Origin of the sequence: Larkinella punicea (genome assembly GCF_003334855.1) — a bacterium.
Classification (GTDB): Bacteria; Bacteroidota; Bacteroidia; order Cytophagales; family Spirosomataceae; genus Larkinella; species Larkinella punicea.
Genome location: NZ_QOWE01000003.1, coordinates 326,133 through 343,355, shown reverse-complemented (window position 1 = coordinate 343,355; position 17,223 = coordinate 326,133). Strand labels below are relative to the sequence as shown.

12 protein-coding genes are annotated in these 17,223 nt (G+C 53.8%); 3 read left to right on the top strand and 9 right to left on the bottom strand.

From position 1 onward, the window contains the following. Positions 1 to 149: 149 nt before the first annotated feature. From DUE52_RS05030 to DUE52_RS04995, 8 genes are all read right to left on the bottom strand, one after another. Positions 150 to 1,454: an MFS transporter gene (locus DUE52_RS05030; protein WP_114404867.1), complete on the bottom strand. Its 1,305-nt coding sequence runs from the start codon at positions 1,452 to 1,454 to the stop codon at positions 150 to 152. A gap of 49 nt (positions 1,455 to 1,503) precedes the next feature. Further along, the gene (locus tag DUE52_RS05025; protein ID WP_114404866.1) at positions 1,504 to 2,148 is read right to left on the bottom strand and encodes a bifunctional 4-hydroxy-2-oxoglutarate aldolase/2-dehydro-3-deoxy-phosphogluconate aldolase; all 645 of its coding nucleotides are present in this window, start codon (positions 2,146 to 2,148) and stop codon (positions 1,504 to 1,506) included. An 11-nt stretch (positions 2,149 to 2,159) separates the two neighbouring features. After that, complete coding sequence (locus tag DUE52_RS05020) at positions 2,160 to 3,158, bottom strand: 2-dehydro-3-deoxygalactonokinase (RefSeq protein WP_114404865.1); 999 nt, start codon at positions 3,156 to 3,158, stop codon at positions 2,160 to 2,162. Between the two features lie 102 nt (positions 3,159 to 3,260). Further along, positions 3,261 to 4,496 carry a galactonate dehydratase gene (gene dgoD, locus DUE52_RS05015; protein WP_114404864.1) on the bottom strand — a complete coding sequence of 412 codons (1,236 nt, stop codon included), beginning with the start codon at positions 4,494 to 4,496 and terminating at the stop codon, positions 3,261 to 3,263. A gap of 128 nt (positions 4,497 to 4,624) precedes the next feature. Next, the gene (locus tag DUE52_RS05010; RefSeq protein WP_114404863.1) at positions 4,625 to 6,172 is read right to left on the bottom strand and encodes a SusD/RagB family nutrient-binding outer membrane lipoprotein; all 1,548 of its coding nucleotides are present in this window, start codon (positions 6,170 to 6,172) and stop codon (positions 4,625 to 4,627) included. Positions 6,173 to 6,199: 27 nt separating this feature from the next. After that, positions 6,200 to 9,334 (bottom strand): SusC/RagA family TonB-linked outer membrane protein, encoded by a 3,135-nt coding sequence (locus tag DUE52_RS05005; RefSeq protein WP_114404862.1) that lies wholly within the window; start codon positions 9,332 to 9,334, stop codon positions 6,200 to 6,202. Between the two features lie 120 nt (positions 9,335 to 9,454). Then, positions 9,455 to 10,696: a mandelate racemase/muconate lactonizing enzyme family protein gene (locus tag DUE52_RS05000; RefSeq protein WP_114404861.1), complete on the bottom strand. Its 1,242-nt coding sequence runs from the start codon at positions 10,694 to 10,696 to the stop codon at positions 9,455 to 9,457. 72 nt (positions 10,697 to 10,768) lie between these two features. After that, on the bottom strand, positions 10,769 to 11,806 hold the full coding sequence (locus DUE52_RS04995; RefSeq protein ID WP_114404860.1) for a LacI family DNA-binding transcriptional regulator: 1,038 nt from the start codon (positions 11,804 to 11,806) through the stop codon (positions 10,769 to 10,771). 175 nt (positions 11,807 to 11,981) lie between these two features. Here DUE52_RS04995 and DUE52_RS04990 point away from each other — a divergent pair, with 175 nt between their 5' ends. From DUE52_RS04990 to DUE52_RS04980, 3 genes are read left to right on the top strand one after another with little or no spacing between them, the layout of a single operon-like run. Continuing rightward, positions 11,982 to 12,632 (top strand): (2Fe-2S)-binding protein, encoded by a 651-nt coding sequence (locus tag DUE52_RS04990; RefSeq protein ID WP_114404859.1) that lies wholly within the window; start codon positions 11,982 to 11,984, stop codon positions 12,630 to 12,632. Then, positions 12,629 to 13,627, top strand: coding sequence for an FAD binding domain-containing protein (locus DUE52_RS04985; RefSeq protein ID WP_114404858.1), 999 nt, complete (start codon positions 12,629 to 12,631; stop codon positions 13,625 to 13,627). The genes DUE52_RS04990 and DUE52_RS04985 overlap by 4 nt, the downstream gene beginning before the upstream one ends. An 8-nt stretch (positions 13,628 to 13,635) precedes the next feature. Beyond that, entirely contained in the window at positions 13,636 to 15,885 is a 2,250-nt protein-coding gene (locus DUE52_RS04980; RefSeq protein WP_114404857.1) for a xanthine dehydrogenase family protein molybdopterin-binding subunit, read from the top strand. A gap of 13 nt (positions 15,886 to 15,898) precedes the next feature. Here DUE52_RS04980 and DUE52_RS04975 read toward each other — a convergent pair whose 3' ends face one another. Further along, positions 15,899 to 17,215, bottom strand: a complete 1,317-nt coding sequence (locus DUE52_RS04975) for a gluconate:H+ symporter (protein ID WP_114404856.1) — start codon at positions 17,213 to 17,215, stop codon at positions 15,899 to 15,901. Between the last annotated feature and the right edge of the window lie 8 nt (positions 17,216 to 17,223).

Genomic DNA, 17,223 nt, shown 5'->3' with positions numbered 1-17,223 from the left:
AGAAGTAATGAAAGGGTAAGGAACAGGATTTTCTGCTGTTTGCCCCTAAATCCCCTGAAGGGGACTTTCAGATCCGGATTAAGCAGTGTCCAAGTCCCCTTCAGGGGATTTAGGGGCAAACGTTTAAGTTTTTGGCGAGTCATTCGGAATCAGATCAATTGATTTAACTCGACCAATTTAGCCTTTCTGGTTAAGAAATGGATAATCGTCCAGACAATTAAATACGTAAATCCGCAAATGGTGAACAGAATATTATACCCTGCCGACAGATTACCGGCGGCTTTGTAAGTGTCCAGTAAATCCCCCACGAGCATCGGAAAAAAGATTCCGCCAACCGCTCCGGCCATTCCGCCAATGCCAACCACCGAGCTAACGGCCTGTTTGGGAAAAAGATCGGAAGCCATCGTGAAGATGTTCGTGGCCCAGGCCTGATGCACCGCCACCGCCAGACTGATCAGCGCGACGACCATCCAGACGTTGGTAGCAAATTGCGCCAGAATGATCGATACTTCCAGAATGGCAAAAATGAACAAGGCGGTTTTGCGGGCTTTCAGGGTCGGCCAGCCCGCTTTAATGAGCCACGATGAGAAATACCCACCGCCAATGCTGCCTACGGTTGTGGCGGTATAAATGATCATTAACTCCGGGCTTATTTTTTTTAAATCCAGGTTGTAAGTGCTTGAAAAATAGGACGGCAGCCAGAATAAAAAGAACCAGAAAATCGGATCGATCAGTGCTTTTCCAGTGATGAACGCCCAGGTTTGCGGCAGTGTGAACAGTTTAAACCACTGGATCGAAACATGGCCGTCGGCTAAGTTTTCTTCCTTTTCCTGCCCATTCGTTATGAGCAAAAATTCTTCTGAAGTCAGGCGTTTTTGCCGGGCAGGAATGTCGTAAAAAATCAACCAGAAAATCAGCCAGACGAAGCCCAGACCGCCGGTAATCCAGAACACTTCCTGCCAGCCGTAGGCACTTAATATCCAGGGCACCAGCACCAACGCCAGCACAACGCCGACGCTGGTTCCCGAATTGAAAATACCGGTCGCCAGTCCGCGTTCTTTTTTGGGAAACCACTCAGCCACGGTTTTGACAGCCGCCGGAAAATTACCGGCTTCGCCGAGCCCGAGCCCAATCCGCGCCAGACCGAACCCCACGGCTCCACGGGCCACGGCGTGGAGCATCCCGGCCACGCTCCAGAAAACAATGGTGATTGTATAGCCGAGCTTGGTACCGGTTTTGTCGATCAGCCAGCCCGAAAGCCCCAGGCCAATGGCGTAGGCGGCCGTAAACGCCATCACAATCCGGGCATAATCCGTTTCCGTCCAGTTGAATTCGGTTTCGAGAATGGGTTTCAACAAGCCGATAATCTGGCGATCAAGGTAATTGATGGTGGTCGCTAAAAACACCAGCGCGACAACAATCCAGCGGTAATTTTTAATTTGAACGGTCGACACGCGGGTTAGGGTCTTGGGTGAATAGTCAGTAGGAAACGTCAGGTGGAACTCATTGACTGGCCGTGAGCTGGTTGACAAACTGCCGGAAATGCTGCTGTAAACCGCCCCAATCTTTCTGTTTAATTAACTTATTATCAAAGAGTTGCCCACCAATCCCCAGTCCGTCGGCTCCGGCTTTCAGGAAGTCCCTCATGTTGGCGAGACTCACCCCGCCGGTTGGCACCAGCCTGATCTGATTCAGCGGCCCTTTGACTTCTTTCAGATACGAATGACCGAGGGAAACCGCGGGAAAAACCTTGACCATGCTGGCTCCCAGCGACCAGGCTTTGTAAATTTCGGAGGGTGTAAAAGCACCCGGAAAGATGGGGATGTTCCGCGCCACACACGTCCGGATCACATTCTCGTTGAGGATGGGCGTTACGATAAACTGCGCACCAGCCGCCAGCGCCCGCTCCAGTTCCGGCTCCGTGCAAACCGTTCCGGCACCAATGTTCAGCCCGGTCTGTTCCTGCGCAACGGCATACCGGATCAGGTCCTCGGCACCGGGGGTATTCATCGTAATTTCAATGGTGGTAAGTCCGGCATTTCGATAAATCGGCAGGATTTGAATTACATCCTCAACCGCCAGATTTCTGACAATTCCGATGATGGGGGCTTTTTTAAATAAATCCCACGAAAAAAGAGTTTGACTCATTCGAAAACAGCTTAGACGTTTAGGTTCTGGTTCTGAAACAGAATAACCTGCCCAATAATGGCGGCTTTGTCAATCCGCTCGGCGGCCATGGTGGTCGTTCGGCCGGCTAACTTCAGGTCTTCAATCGCCTGTTTATAAAAGGGAAATAAGTTGGTTCCACTGCACAAAACCAGTTGCCAGTTTTCCTTTTCCTGAAGCGGTTTTAGTTCGGCACCAATCAACAATCCACTCAGGTAAAACGCATTTTGCTGCTTTGTTAAATTCCCAAACAATTGATTAGTTCTGACCGTAAACAGTCGGTTCAACAAGGGCGAACCGGCCTCCGAAAGACCCGCTTTAAATGCGGCCAGATTGCCCTCCGAAAAGTCGTTAAAACCACTGACATCCACGGAGTCTTTTAAAATACTGGTGGAAGCCATCAGGTTGAAAACCTCGCCGGTCATATACGTTTCAAAATTCAGCAGTTGGCCCCCCTGCACGTACATGTGCTTGGAATGGGTGCCCGGAAAGATGAAAATGGCTTCGTTGGGGCGGTTTCCTTCCCGGTCGAGGAGGGCCGTCAAGCCAATCAACTGCGTTTCTTCGCCCCGCATCACGTCTTCCTGGCTCCGCACGCCGGAAATCAAAATCAGCTCGTGCGGAAACGTTTCGGTCGCATCGAAGTGGCGAAAACTGGCCTGACTGCCATCCATCGCGAACGGCAATGAAGCATATGGTATTTCATCCATTCCTATAGAGGAAGAAGCCATACCCGAAACCGCCACCGGAACCTGATCCAGTTTAATTCCGGCGTTGCTGGCCAGTAAATCGATCTGTTTTAGCAGCGCATCCCGAAAGAACTGTTCCTTTCCAATGCCAGCCCGTTCCCCAATCGCTTTCCAGTTGGTGTAAATACTGGCGATACCTTGCTGCGAAGTAACTTCTTCGATCAATCGATAATCGGACCGGTTAATGAGTCGCAATCGAAAAAAAGAAGTCCCCCAGTCACAACACAATAAATAAGTACTCATTCACTAGTCTCGTTTAAGTTTAGGTGTTGGGTTTTCGGTATACAGTTTACGGTGGCTGACGCATTTGCACCGAAAAACCGTATACCGACAACCGTAAATCAATTACCAGTCGACGACGGAACCGTCCAGCGCATTGTAGGTTTCCGGGTTTTTCCAGTCGTGGCCAATTTTGTCTTTGAGCTGAGCCTCATCGAGTTCGACGCCCAGACCCGGCCCCGACGGAATCAAAACCGTCCCGTCTTTTTCCAGTTTAAACGGTTTTTTCAGGTAGCCCTCACCCAGCGAAACCTGCTCCTGTACCAGAAAATTGGGTACGCTCGCGGCCAGATGCAAGCCGACCGCCAGCGAAATGGGTCCCATCGGGTTGTGCGGGGCAATTGGCACGTAATAGGCTTCGGCCATGCCGGCGATGATCCGCCCTTCCGTAATCCCGCCTGCGTGGCAAAGATCCGGCTGGATGATGCTGGCGGCACCCTTTTCCAGAATCTCGCGGAAGCCCCATTTCGTAAAAATCCGCTCGCCGGTGGCAATGGGTAAATGGGTTCCGCGCGCGATGTCCACCATCGTATCCACGTTCTGCGCCTGACACGGTTCTTCGATAAACATCGGCTGATACGGTTCCAGCCCCTTGATCAGCACCTTGGCCAGTTGGGGCGAAATGGCCCCGTGAAAGTCGATGGCAATGTCCATTTCCGGCCCACCGGCTTCCCGAAGCGAGGCAAAATTATCGATTGCGTACTTCACAAACTGGGGGTTCTCCACAATATTGGCCGGATTTTTCTTGGCAATCCCGGTTTTAATCACCGTATAGCCTTCCGCCTTCCGTTTTTTCATGTCTTCGGCATTACTCGCCCGGCCATAAATTCGCACGCGGTCGCGGGTAGGGCCACCAAACAGTTCATAAACCGGCACGTTCAGCAGCTTGCCTTTGATGTCCCACAACGCGTGATCGATCCCGCTCAGGGCGCTCGTCAAAATGGGACCGCCCCGGTAAAACGCGTGCCGGTAAATGGCCTGCCAGTGGTGAATAATGTGTCGGGGATCTTTGCCAATCAGATACGGCTCGACTTCCTTGATGGCGGTTTGGATCGTCAACGCCCGGCCTTCCAGCAGGGGTTCGCCCAGCCCCACCACGCCCACGTCGGTGTGTATTTTCAGGAAAATCCAGCGGGGTTTGACCAGAAAGGTTTCCAGTTTGGTGATTTTCACCTTGCCATAATCCCGGAACTGGCCGGGGCTGGAGGCATAGGATGACTGGGGCAAAGCCGTGATCGCGGTGCCCGCTACGCCCAGAACCGACTGAATGGCGGTGCGCCGGGATACTTTCGAGGATTTCATATGTTAAGGGTCAAGATTTTGTTTCGCGGACGGGGCCGCCCGAGCGGTTGAGCGGAGTAAAGTAGAGAAAAAATAACTCCGCTAAACTCCTTTCCCTCCGCTCAACTCCGCGAAATAACTTTTTAACTTTACTTCTTATCCCACCAAACCCGCGTACTCAACGTATTTGGCCCCTGCCGGGCGATGGCGGCATTGACATTTTGCTGGTTGACAATGGTTTCACTGTCGGGGTACGGCATCCGGCGAATGAAATCCTCGGTTATTTCAGAAGCCGGATAGGGGTTTTTGGATAAAGTCGGAAAGCCGCTTCGGCGGAAATTGGCAAACAGTTCGGGGCCGTTCAGGAACGACGACACCCAGTATTGCGTATTGATTAGCTCCAGCGCCCTGGCCGTATCGAAGGGATGAGCCGCCAGATACGCCTGAATGGCATCTTCCTTGATGGCGGCTGTGGCGTCGTACGAAGCCATCTGCTCCATGTTGGCCCGAATGCCTTTGGCATAAAAATCAGCCGCATTCCCCGTCACCCAGCCACGCACGGCGGCTTCAGCCAGCAGCAATTGCGTTTGCGAGTGCGTGACGTGAAACTCCGGCGCGTCCAGTTTCAACACCGTGTTCAGGTTGACCTGCGTGAAATCCCAGAGGCTGGCAACGCCGTATTGCGCCAGAACCGCCGGGGTCGAAACCGTCACGTTGTCGTAGCCCATCGGCATGCCAATCTGCACTTTCGGATCGGTCGAAGCGCGGGAGGCCACCTGCTCCGGCCCGCCTTTCGCGCCCACATACCGGACGGCAATTGAACCCAGACGCGGATCGTTGTTGGTCTTGAGGTAATTCACAAACGGCGCAGTCAGGTAAAAATTGGTTTTCTCGCGGGCCTGTAAGTGGTTGGCAATCCAGTTGTTATACAAAGCCGTGTGCCGCATCACCGAGTTGTCATCGTTGGACTGCATGACCCCACCGGTCACGGCTTTGGTTACGTAGGTTCTGGCGGTGGTCGGGTCTACTTTGGTCAGGCGCATGGCGGCCCGCAACATCAGCGAATACCCGAGTTTTTTCCATTTGGCCACATTGCCGCCGTATAAAACGTCGGTCGTTTCAATGGCTTTCGTCGCATCCAGGGCCGCCGAGGCTTCGTCCAGTTCCTTCAGGATGTCCTTGTAAATCACTTCCTGCGAGTCGTATTTCGGCGAGGTAATTTCGCTGATGTAACCCTTGGCCGCTTCGGTATACGGAATATCGCCGTAGGTGTCGGTCAAAATCATAAAGGCATACGCCTTCCAGATCCGCGCCGAGTGGTACAGATTGGTTCGGTTGGCATCTTCTTTCGTTTTCTCGACGACATCGACAATCTGTTTCAGCACGTTCCGGTAAAAATTCTGCCAGACCAGGGGCGTGTTGCTCACGTTGTTCTGGTTGTAGTTGGCTCCGGCCAGCGAACTGCCGTAGGGCGTGATGATCTGCTGCACAATGCCGAATTCGTAACACAGCATTTGCAGCGTCCCGAAACCGTCGAGGTAAGTCGCGTCGATGATGGCTTTGTTCATCACGAACGACGGCGCCAGCGTCGTAGGGTCAACTTTGTTGGTATTGATTTCGTCGAATTGATCGTCGCAACCGGTGAGCAGACTGAACGTCGTCAGCAAGCTCAAGATGAGTTTTAGTTTCGTTTTCATGGTTTCTTTTCAGGATCGTTCAACGGATTAAAACTTGATATTCAGGTTGAAACCCATGCTGCGGGTTGGGGGCAGACTCGGCCAGAAATCCAGACCGGTCGCATTATCCGAAGCGTTGTTCACCATCTCCGGGTCCATGTTTTCGGTCCATTTTTTCAAAACCGCCACGTTGTTGGCAACGGCGCTCAACCGAATGCCCTTGATAAAGAATTTCTGGGGCAGCAGCTTCGTAAAATCGTAGCCCAGCGTAAGCTGCCGGAGTTTCCAGAACCCGGCGTTGTAGATAAAATCCTCGTAAATCCCGAGCACGTTGGGCGTTTCGTAGAATGGCTGAACGGCGGAGCGCGTCGTGTTCACTTCGCCGTCCGGGTTCACGCCTTTGCCAATGACGTAGCCTTCGGCCCGGCCATCGAGTGTCTTTTTGTGCAGACCGTGGCGCAGGTAATTCATGTTCTGACCGCCGATCATTTTATGACCTAATTTGAAATCGATCAGGGCGGAAAGCGTTATTCCCTTGTAATTGAAGGTATTGGTAAAACCGCCAAAATATTTCGGCAAGGCATTCCCGACGTTCACCGGCGTGTTGTTGCGCAACGGCCGTCCACTCCCCTTATCGAAAACCTGCCGTCCCTGCGCATCGCGGAGGTAGTTAAACGTGAACAATTGGCCAATGGGTTTGCCCACCACCTGCCGGAGCGTGCTGCCCCCCGAACCACCGACGGTGATCATGGTATCGGCCACGCCCAACCCCAGCGTCAGCACTTCGGAGGTGTTGTAGGCAATGTTGGCGCTGACATCCCAGCGGAATGCGGAAGTATTGATCGGGGTGCCGGTCAGCAATACCTCGATCCCTTTGTTCATGCTTTTGCCGACGTTGATCAGTTTGTTGGTATACGACGATGCATCCGAAACCTGCGTCGCCAGAATCTGATCTTCGGTTATTTTCCGGTAATACGTAAAGTCGAGGCCCAATCGGTTGTTGAAGAATTTCAGCTCAATACCGCCTTCGGCTTCCGAAACCCGCAACGGCCGCAGGTTGCGGTTCGGCACCGACGATGCGTTGATGCCCCCCACCGGAACCAGTTGACCGGAAGGCGTCGGGAAGTTGTTGTTGTTGACGGCATAAAACAGCGCGTTGGAATACGGGCTTACGTTGTCGTCACCGACCTGCGCATACGCGGCCCGGATCTTCCCAAACGTCAGCCAGGTCGGTAGGTTGGTAAATGCCTGCGAAAACACAAAACTACCGGTCACAGAGGGGTAAAGGATGCTGCGGTTTTCGGGCGAAAGTGTTGAAAACCAGTCATTCCGCGCGGTGGCATTCAGAAACAGATACTCCTTGTAGGAGATGGTCGCAGCCGCGTACAGCGAATTGATTTTCCGTTCCGACAAACTGTACAGGGGGTTTTTCACCCGGCCATTCATTACGGTATACAAACCGGGTTGCACAAAATCCTGCACCGCCACGCTGTTGTAATCCATGCGCACAAACCGCTGGTTTCCACCGAGCGTTACATCGACGCCAATGTTCCCGAACGTGTGGTTTCCGCCCAGAATGAAGTCATAATTCCGTTCCACAAACTTGCGTACATCCTGCGTATACGACCCGTTGACGTACCCCGCCGGGGCTTTGGCAATCGGAGCATACCCATTCGGAATGTTGTAATCCTGGTTCCGGGTATACAAATCCTGCGCCAGCCGTCCCTGCAAATACAGCCACTTCGTAAACTGGTATTTCAGCGCGACGTTGCCAAAAAGCCGGTCACGCTTGATGTTTTCGAAGTGGTAGTTCACCGAATAATAGGGATTGTTCCGCACCAGAAACCGCGAAAACACGAACTCATCGCCATTGGGCAGCACCTGGTTGTTTTTGAGGGCTTCAAACGGCATCGAATTCGCCAGGGTCATCACCACCGTGGGCGTGGCAAAGTCCTGGGTGTTGAGTTGCGTCGGATTGCGGTTGTATTCGTTGGAATAGTTGATATTCCCGCTGGCGACCAGATTCTTATTGATGTTCTGCGAAAAGCCCAGGTTGATGGTTTTCCGGTTAAAATCCGAATTGGGCGTAATGGCTTTGTTGTCCGTATTCGCAAATGAAAGGCTGAAACCGCCCGACTCGGTGTTGTTGGAAACCGTCAGGGTATTCGTAAAATTGGTCCCGATGTTGTAGAATTTCCGAACACGGTTGCGCACCGGTTCGTAGGGATACACTTCCCCGTCGAACAGCACCTGCGTCATGCCCGGCTGGAATTTTTCGCCGAAACTCCAGACGCCCGAAGTCGGGTTGGGCGTCGTGGGCCGCAAACCGCCTTCGCCCTGGCCGTATTCATATTGAAAATCCGTGAAATCCAGGGGCGTGTCGGTCGTAAAATTGGTGTTGTATTCCACCCCGAAGCCTTTGCCAGCCCCCCGGCTTTTGGTCGTGATCATCACCACGCCGTCTTTCGCCCGCGACCCGTACAGGGCGGCTGCCGTGGCACCTTTCAGAACCGTCATCGTTTCGATGTCGTCGGGGTTGATGCTCGAAAGACCGTCGCCCCCGTCCGAACTGTTGGCCGAGCGGTTTCCAAAATTGCCGCCGAGTGCATAATTGGAATTATCGACCGGAACGCCGTTGATCACAATCAGCGGATTGTTTTGTCCACTGAACGACGACTGGCCCCGAATCCGGATTTTGGAACTGCCGCCCGGCCCGGTCGACATGGTCGAGATGTTGACCCCCGCCATTTTGCCCTGCAAACCCGTCATCAGGTTCGGACTGCGGTTGGTCGAAATCTGGTCGGCGTTGACCGTGGCCGTGGCATACCCCAACGTTTTCGCTTCCCGTTTGATCCCGAGGGCCGTCACGACCACTTCGTTCAGATTTTTGGTATCCTCCACCAGTTGCACGTTGATCACCGAACGGCCGTTGACCGCAACGGTTTGGGTGATGTAGCTGATGTACGAAAAGACCAGCGAAGCATCGGAGGGCGCATTGATGGCGTAGTTACCGTCGGCGTCGGCAACCGTACCTACGGTGGTTCCGCTCACCAGCACATTCACGCCGGGAAGCGCCTTGTTGTCGGCACCGGTGACTTTGCCGGTCACACGGTTGTTCTGGGCAAAGGCCAGGGTTTGGCCCAGAACCAGCAGAAATACCAGGATTTTTACAGGTTTTTTCATGTCAGGAATAGAGATAAGGGTGTAGGAAATGAGTTAAGAGTGATGAGTTAAGAGTGATGAGTTAAGAGTTGTCTGACGCGTTCTTTTTAACTCTTAACTCATCACTCTTAACTCTTAATTTTACCAGTTATGGATGGAGCCATCCGGGGCTTTCAGAATCGGGTGCGGAAACTTCGTGTTAGCGGAAACTTCCAGGACGAACGTTGCTTTTTTTGGGTCAAATTTGACGCCCAGCCCCGGTTCAGGATTGAGGTATAATTTGCCGTTTTTAAAATTCACGTAGTCTTCGTTAAAGTAGGGCGGTCGTTCGGGTTCGCCCCCACCCAGTTCCATCAGGCAGCGCGTCGGACTGCTCGAGCCCAGGACGTGAACCAGCGTGGCGGTGGATAACGGGCCGGTAAAATGCGGAATCATACCCACGTAATGGGTTTCACACATCGACGCCAGTTTTTTGAATTCGGAAATACCGCCGGTATTCGGAACCGTAAACCGGGTGTAGTCAATCAGGTGCTGCTCGATGAAGGTGTTGCTGTCCCAGCGGTCGCCAAACTGTTCGCCCACGGCAATGGGTACGTTGGTCATGGCCCGCACGGTTTTGTAGACATCCGGGTTTTCCGACCGGACGATGTCTTCCACAAAATACGGTTCCAGCGATTCCAGCGCCTTGCAAATTTTGATGCCTTCGGTGGTGTCGAACCGGGTGTGCAGATCGACAGCCCATTTGCCACCTCCGCCAACGGCCGCGTCGATGCGTTTGCAGAAGTCGATGGTTTTCTTCGCATTATCGTAAAAATCGAACGGTTCAGTGCCGTTTCCGCCCGTCGGCCCGATCCGGTAGGCCCGCAAACCGGCCTTGATGCAGTCCTGCGCACGACCTTCTTCCGTTGTGGCTTTGGACGCCCGGAAACCGGTGGCGTAGCATTCGACGTAATCGCGGGTCGCACCGCCGAGCAGCTCATACACCGGTACACCGAGCGCCTTGCCCTTGAGATCCCAAAGTGCCATGTCGAGCGCACCCTGGGCGTGCAGTTTTTCGCGGCCCGGCGGGTAAAACATACCCCGGTACAGGTTCTGCCAGATGTGTTCGATGCGGAACGGATTTTCGCCAATCATCATCTGCGCACACTGCTCGATCATGTCTTTCGAACCACCTTCACCGATGCCTATAATACCGCCGTCGGTTTCGATCTCGACAATGCCCCGCGCCTGGTTAAACAGCGGTTTGTTGTAGCCGGGGGCCGCATAATACCGGATTTTGGTAATTTTCAGTTTGGGAATGGCCGCTTCACTCAACAAGGGAATACCGGTCAGAATGGCTCCGGAACCCAGCAGCGCAGATTTCAAAAAATGTCTTCGTTGCATACAAAAACAGAAAAATTAAGGGTAAGGAATAGCTGTTTAAACGATTAAGCAAATTTCCAAAATGATGAATTTTCAGGAAATGGCCGCTTTGGATCGGGACGAATCCCGCGCCATGAGTTGAGCCTCCATCAGAATCTGTCTTTTTTCAGCATGAGGTTCTTTCAATTGATGTATCAAAATTTCAACGGCGGTTTTTCCCAACTCCTCCATCGGTTGCAGGACGTAGGTAATCGGGCAATAGTACAGATCAAACACTTCGGCCTGGCCAAAACTGACGATGGCCAGATCATCCGGGACCTTCAATCCCAGCGCGTTAATGTATTTCAAACCGGTGACGGCCAGCCGGTAAGTCGCAAAAATCAGGGCATCCACCGGAAACGCCGACGCCAGCATCTCGTCGATACCGATTTTGATTTCCTCGTCGATCGTATCAAATCCCACCTCTTTCAGCCACGCCGGATGAAACACAATCCCATTTTCCGCCAGCGACTCCCGATAGCCCCGGATTCGCTCCTGCATGTGAAAAAGGTTTGATTTATAGGCAATGAGCCCAATGTTTTTATACCCGCCCTGAATCAAATGAACGCCCGCATCGAAGGCGGCTTTGTAACTATTCAGTGAAACAAAATGCGTAGGAATGGTGGGAAAGTGCCGGTCTAACAAGACAAAAGCAACGTTTTTCTCAATCAGGTACTGAATCTGTTCTTCCGAATTTTCCGACGAGACGATGATAAAACCGTCCACCTGCCGGTTCAGAAAAACCGTGATCAGATCCCAGGATTTCTCCGCTTTCTCGTCCGAACTACCGATGATAACCGTATACCCGTTTTTTTTCGCTTCATCTTCCACGATGCGGGCGATGTTGGCAAAAAACGGGTTCGATATATCGGCAATAATCAACCCAATCGTCTGGGTTTTTCCACTCCGCAAACTTTTTGCCAGGTAATTTGGCTGGTAATTCAGTTCTTTGGCAATCTGTTTGATTTTAACGGCGATCTCGTGCCCGACCCGGCTTTCTTTTTCCTTTCCATTCAAAACATACGAAACCAGGGCGGTTGAAACCTGCGCTTTCTCGGCAATGTCTTTCAGGGAAACTTTCTTCTTGTTCATGAGGAGCAGTCAGGCGCTTCAAATGTATGTTTAATCGATTAAACAAAAAACAAAATGGTATATTTTTTTTATTTAGTTTTGTTATTTGAATTTAATTACGTCAGCCGTGTCAGAAAATACAAATCTGACCACTATAAACTAACTTTACCCTGACGACCCTTAACCTTAGTTTTTGATGACGGACGAAAAACCGGACGACCTGACCCAACCGGACGATGGTACCTTTTTTGAGCAGAGTGACCGCCGGTTGTTTTTGAAACAGTCGCTGGCGGTGGCCGGCCTGACTCTTTCTCCCCTCTCATTTCTGAAAACCGCCGAACCGGATGCTGATGAAGCGCCCTTCGGAAATGCCGAAAAAGTGAGCTTCAACCTCTCAATCAACGGCAAAAAACACCGGCTTTCCACCGATCCGCGAACCACCCTCCTCGACTTGCTGCGCGAACAACTCGGATTGACCGGCACCAAGAAAGGGTGCGATTTCGGACAGTGCGGAGCCTGTACCGTTCATGTCGACGGGCAGCGGGTGCTGGCCTGCCTGAGCTTTGCGGTCATGCAGAACGGGCGGAAAATAACCACCATCGAAGGGCTGGCAAAAGGCGACCGTTTGCATCCGATGCAGGAAGCGTTCATCAAACACGACGGTTTTCAATGTGGCTATTGCACCCCCGGCCAACTAATGTCGGCGGTGAGTTGCGTTCGCGAGGGGCGCGCCAATTCCGAAGCCGACATTCAGGAATACATGAGCGGCAACCTCTGCCGGTGTGGAGCCTATCCCAACATTGTGAAGGCCATTCTGGACGTTAAAACCGGTGGTCAAAACGCATGAAAGCTTTCGAATACGTCCGACCTTCAACCATCAGGGAAGCCATCGAACTGGTCGCTACTAATCCGAAAGCGCAGTTCATTGCCGGAGGTACCAACCTCATCGACCTGATGAAACACGGTATTGCGGCTCCGGAAAAACTAGTCGATATCAACCACTTACCGCTGAAAAAGATCGAAAAGCGGGACGATTTTCTCCGAATTGGGGCACTGGTTCTGAACAGCGAGGTCGCCAGCCACAAGCGGGTTCTGGCCAGCCATCCGCTGCTGGCACAGGCCCTCAATGCCGGGGCGTCGGGTCAGTTGCGCAACATGGCGACGGTGGGCGGTAATCTGCTCCAGCGAACCCGTTGCCCGTATTTTTACGACCGCGCGTTCCCCTGCAACAAACGGATTCCCGGTTCGGGCTGTGGCGCTTTGGGAGGCATCAACCGGATGCACGCCATCTTTGGGGTTCCCGAAAAACCCGATCCGAAAAGCTGCATTGCCGTTCACCCCAGCGATCTGAGTGTGGCCTTGTCGGCACTGGAAGCAACGGTTTTGGTGCAGGGTCACCGTGGAGAACGTCAAATTCCGATGGCTGATTTTTACCGATTACCAAACAACCGACCCGAGCAGGATACTACCCTGTCGAACGGTGAACTGATCACGGCGGTGGAGATTCCCGATGCGGTTTTTCAGAAACACGTCCATTATCTCAAGGTGCGCGACCGGGCTTCCTACGCCTTTGCGCTGGTCTCGGTAGCAGCCGCGCTCGACATCGACCAAAACCGGATCAAAACCGCCCGCCTGTCGATGGGGGGCGTAGCGCACAAACCCTGGCGGTTGTTCGATGCCGAAAAAATGCTGACCGGGCAAGCAGTTTCTGAAACGGTTTTTCGCCAGGCTGCCGAAGCCGCCATGCAGGGCGCGCGGGCGTTTGAACACAATGCCTACAAACTGAGAGTCGCACCGAACGCCATTGTTCAGGCATTAAAACTAGCCGCCGGTCTTTCCTGATTAACTTTATGGCAAATGCCCACCTACGTCCTGCCGAACCGGAACCTTCGCTCAACCGCGTTGATGGCCGATTGAAAGTAACGGGAGCGGCTACCTATTCCGCCGAATACCCGTTCGACAACCTGGCCCATGCGGTTCTGATTACCAGCACCATCGCCAAAGGCCGCATTGCGAACATCAACGCCAAACCGGCGGAAGCAGCACCGGGCGTTCTGGCCGTCATCAGCCATAAGAATACGCCCGGCGTACCCGCTTACCCACCCGTTAAACAACCCGCAGAACGGGCTCCGATCGGCACGGCTTTTCGGGTGTTTTACGATGAATTGATCTATTTCAGTGGCCAGCCCGTCGCAATGGTGGTGGCCCAAACGCTCGAGCAGGCCCAGCACGCGGCTTCGCTGGTGGAGATTGATTACCAGACTGAAACACACCAGACTGACTTTGTCGCCAATCGGTCAACAGCCGCCATTGCGGTCAATGTGCAGCGGAACAAAACGTCCCCGTTTCAGGATTACGACCGGGGTGATCCTGACGCTCTGCCATCGGCGGAAGTCAAGCTGGAAGCCACCTACACCATTCCCACCCAGCACCACCAGCCGCTGGAACCCCACGCCATTATCGCGGTTTGGGAAGCCGATGATAAACTAACGGTTTACGATAAAAATCAGGGGGTTAAATCGGCGCAGGGCAATCTGGCGCAGGCGTTTAAACTACCGCGCGAACAGGTAAAAGTCAACGCCCAATTTATCGGCGGTGCCTTTGGCTCGGGCATCCGGGTCTGGCCCCACACGGTTGCGGCTGTGCTGGCGGCCAAACAGGTCAAACGGCCGGTCAAACTGGTTTTGGGTCGCGAACTGATGTTTACCTCGGTGGGATACCGCCCTTTTACCGTACAAAAAATTGCGATGGGTGCCACCAAAACCGGCATTTTGACGGCCATCACGCACGAAGGCACCGGGCAGACTTCGGCCTACGAAGAACACCTTGAACGAACGATCCTGGCCACGCGGGCGATGTATGCCTGTCTCAATGTGTCCACCCGCTACCGGCTGCTCAACCTGGATGTGAACACGCCTACCTGGATGCGCGGCCCCGGCGACGCAACGGGGATGTTTGCCCTGGAATCGGCGCTCGATGAGCTGGCGTTTGCCCTCCAACTCGACCCGCTGGAACTGCGGCTGCGGAACCACGCCGATGCCGACCCCGAACGCAACCTGCCGTGGTCGGCCAAGTCGCTGAAGGAATGTTACCGCATTGGCGCTGAGGAGTTTGGCTGGAAAAACCGCAAGCCGGAACCCCGGTCGATGCAAGCCGATGGCCTGCTGGTTGGCTACGGCATGGCGTCCAGCCTCTACGGTTTTCACCGCCATCCTTCCAAAGCGAAAGCGGTTATGCAAGCCGACGGTTCTGTGGTGATACAAAGTGCGACGATGGACATTGGCCCCGGAACCGGCACGGCCATGACGCAGATTGCCGCCCGAATTCTGGGCGTCAGTCCCAAAAAAATCCGCTTCGATCTGGGCGATTCCAGTTTGCCCGATGCCCCCGGCCAAAACGGTTCTGCTACCATTCCCAGCGTAGGATCAGCCGTTCACGATGCCTGCAAAGCCCTGAAAAACAAGCTCCTGATTCTGGGCGCATCCATGCCCGGTTCCATTCTGAGCAGTGCCTGGCCCGACGAAATCGTGATTAAGAATGGCCGGATTTATCCAAATGCCGAGTCCCGGTCAAGCGTTTTGTACACGGACATTCTGAAGTATCACAAGCTGCCCCAGGTGGAAATGACGGAAGAATCAAAATCGGGGCCGGAGCGGGATCAGTATTCTATGTATTCGTTTGGCTGTCATTTCGTGGAGGTTCACGTGAGTCCGGTCACCGGTGAGGTGCGCGTCAAACGGGTGGTAACCTGCGCTGATGTCGGCAAAATCATCAACTACAAAACCGCCCGCAGCCAGTCCATCGGGGGCGTCGTGGGCGGAATAGGTATGGCGTTGATGGAAGAATCCGTGATGGACCACCGGTATGGCCGCTATGTAACCAGCGATTTTGCCAGCTACCACATCCCGGTTCACGCCGATATTCCGCAAATTGAAGTCTTTTTTGTGGATCAGCCCGATGTCCACGTCAACCCGATCGGTGCGAAAGGGCTGGGCGAAATCGCAATCGTTGGCGTGGCCGCTGCGGTGGCCAATGCGGTTTTTCATGCCACGGGAAAACGGGTTCGGGAACTGCCGATTACCGTGGACAAGCTGGTCTGAACGGCAAAAGTTTCTAGCCAAGAATCAGATTCAGAGCCATCACCCCCGCCAAACCGGTAATCGACACCAGCGTTTCCATTACCGACCAGGTTTTGAGCGTATCGGCCATCGACAACTGGAAATATTCGCGAAACAGCCAGAAACCGGTGTCGTTGACGTGGGAAAACATCATGCTACCAGCCCCGATGCTCAGCACCATTAGGTTAGGCTCCACGCCCGTAGCCGCCAGCATCGGCGCGACAAAACCGGCCGTCGTAATGCCCGAAACCGTCGACGAGCCGGTGCAAACCCGAATCAGCGCGGCCATGCCCCAGGCCAGCACGAAGGGATGCAAGGTCGAATTTTCCATCATTCCGGCAATGGACTGGCTTACCCCGCCGTCGGTCAACACCTGTTTCAAGGCCCCGGCCCCGCCAAAAATCAGGAAAAGCATCGCCACATCCTTGACCGCTTCGCCAAACAGTCCGGTCACTTCCGGCATGGTTTTCCCCCGCCGAAGCCCCAGCGTATAAGTCGCCACCAGCACCGACAGGAACATGCTCACCACCGGTTCGCCCACAAAACCAATCACTTGCTGAACCAGCGAGCCTTCCGGCAACAACGGATTCAGAAAGGTGCTGAGGCCAATCAATAAAATCGGCAGCAAAACCGTCAGGAAACTGGTGGTGGCCGAAGGCATCTGGTCTTCACTCAGGTCGGGGGCAATGAAGGCCGGATTGGCCGGGGTCGTGAAGCGTTTCAGCGTTGAGCCAAACAGGGCACCGGAAATCAAAATGGCCGGAATGGAAACGATGATGCCGTAAAAAAGCGTCAGCCCCATGTCGGCGTTGAACTGTTGCAGAATTGCCAGCGGAGCCGGATGGGGCGGCAGGTAGCCCTGCGTCACCGACAATGACGCCAGCATAGGAAGGCCGATGTAGAGCGCGGGGAGTTTATACCGGTACGAAACCGTGATGACCAGCGGAGCCAGTAGCAGAAATCCCACGGAATAAAACAACGGCAGCCCGACAATGAAACCGGTTACCAGAAAAGCCCAGCGGGCGTGGCGGGTGCCCACCAGATCCATGAGTTTGATAGCAATGCGCTGGGCCGCCCCGCTTTGTGCCACCAGCTTGCCGAGCATCGCGCCCAGGGCAATGATGGCGGTGATGGAACCGAGCGTGCCGCCGATGCCTTTCTGGATCGAATCCAGAATTTCCAGCGGTTTTTGGCCCAGGGCTAGGCCGACGCCCAATGAAACCGCCAGAAAGGCCAGGAAGGTGTGCAGGCGGACAAACGAGATAAGCGCAATGAGGGCAAGAATGCCGAGGATGGTTATGGTCAGGAGCATGACCAAAC

Coding starts and splice junctions, on each gene's coding strand:
- dgoD (WP_114404864.1), bottom strand. CDS start 4,496: ATGAAATCCTCGAAAGTATCCCGGCGCACCGCCATTCAGTCGGTTCTG.
- DUE52_RS05020 (WP_114404865.1), bottom strand. CDS start 3,158: ATGAGTACTTATTTATTGTGTTGTGACTGGGGGACTTCTTTTTTTCGA.
- DUE52_RS04985 (WP_114404858.1), top strand. CDS start 12,629: ATGAAAGCTTTCGAATACGTCCGACCTTCAACCATCAGGGAAGCCATC.
- DUE52_RS05000 (WP_114404861.1), bottom strand. CDS start 10,696: ATGCAACGAAGACATTTTTTGAAATCTGCGCTGCTGGGTTCCGGAGCC.
- DUE52_RS05010 (WP_114404863.1), bottom strand. CDS start 6,172: ATGAAAACGAAACTAAAACTCATCTTGAGCTTGCTGACGACGTTCAGT.
- DUE52_RS05025 (WP_114404866.1), bottom strand. CDS start 2,148: ATGAGTCAAACTCTTTTTTCGTGGGATTTATTTAAAAAAGCCCCCATC.
- DUE52_RS04995 (WP_114404860.1), bottom strand. CDS start 11,806: ATGAACAAGAAGAAAGTTTCCCTGAAAGACATTGCCGAGAAAGCGCAG.
- DUE52_RS05005 (WP_114404862.1), bottom strand. CDS start 9,334: ATGAAAAAACCTGTAAAAATCCTGGTATTTCTGCTGGTTCTGGGCCAA.
- DUE52_RS04975 (WP_114404856.1), bottom strand. CDS start 17,215: ATGCTCCTGACCATAACCATCCTCGGCATTCTTGCCCTCATTGCGCTT.
- DUE52_RS04990 (WP_114404859.1), top strand. CDS start 11,982: ATGACGGACGAAAAACCGGACGACCTGACCCAACCGGACGATGGTACC.
- DUE52_RS04980 (WP_114404857.1), top strand. CDS start 13,636: ATGGCAAATGCCCACCTACGTCCTGCCGAACCGGAACCTTCGCTCAAC.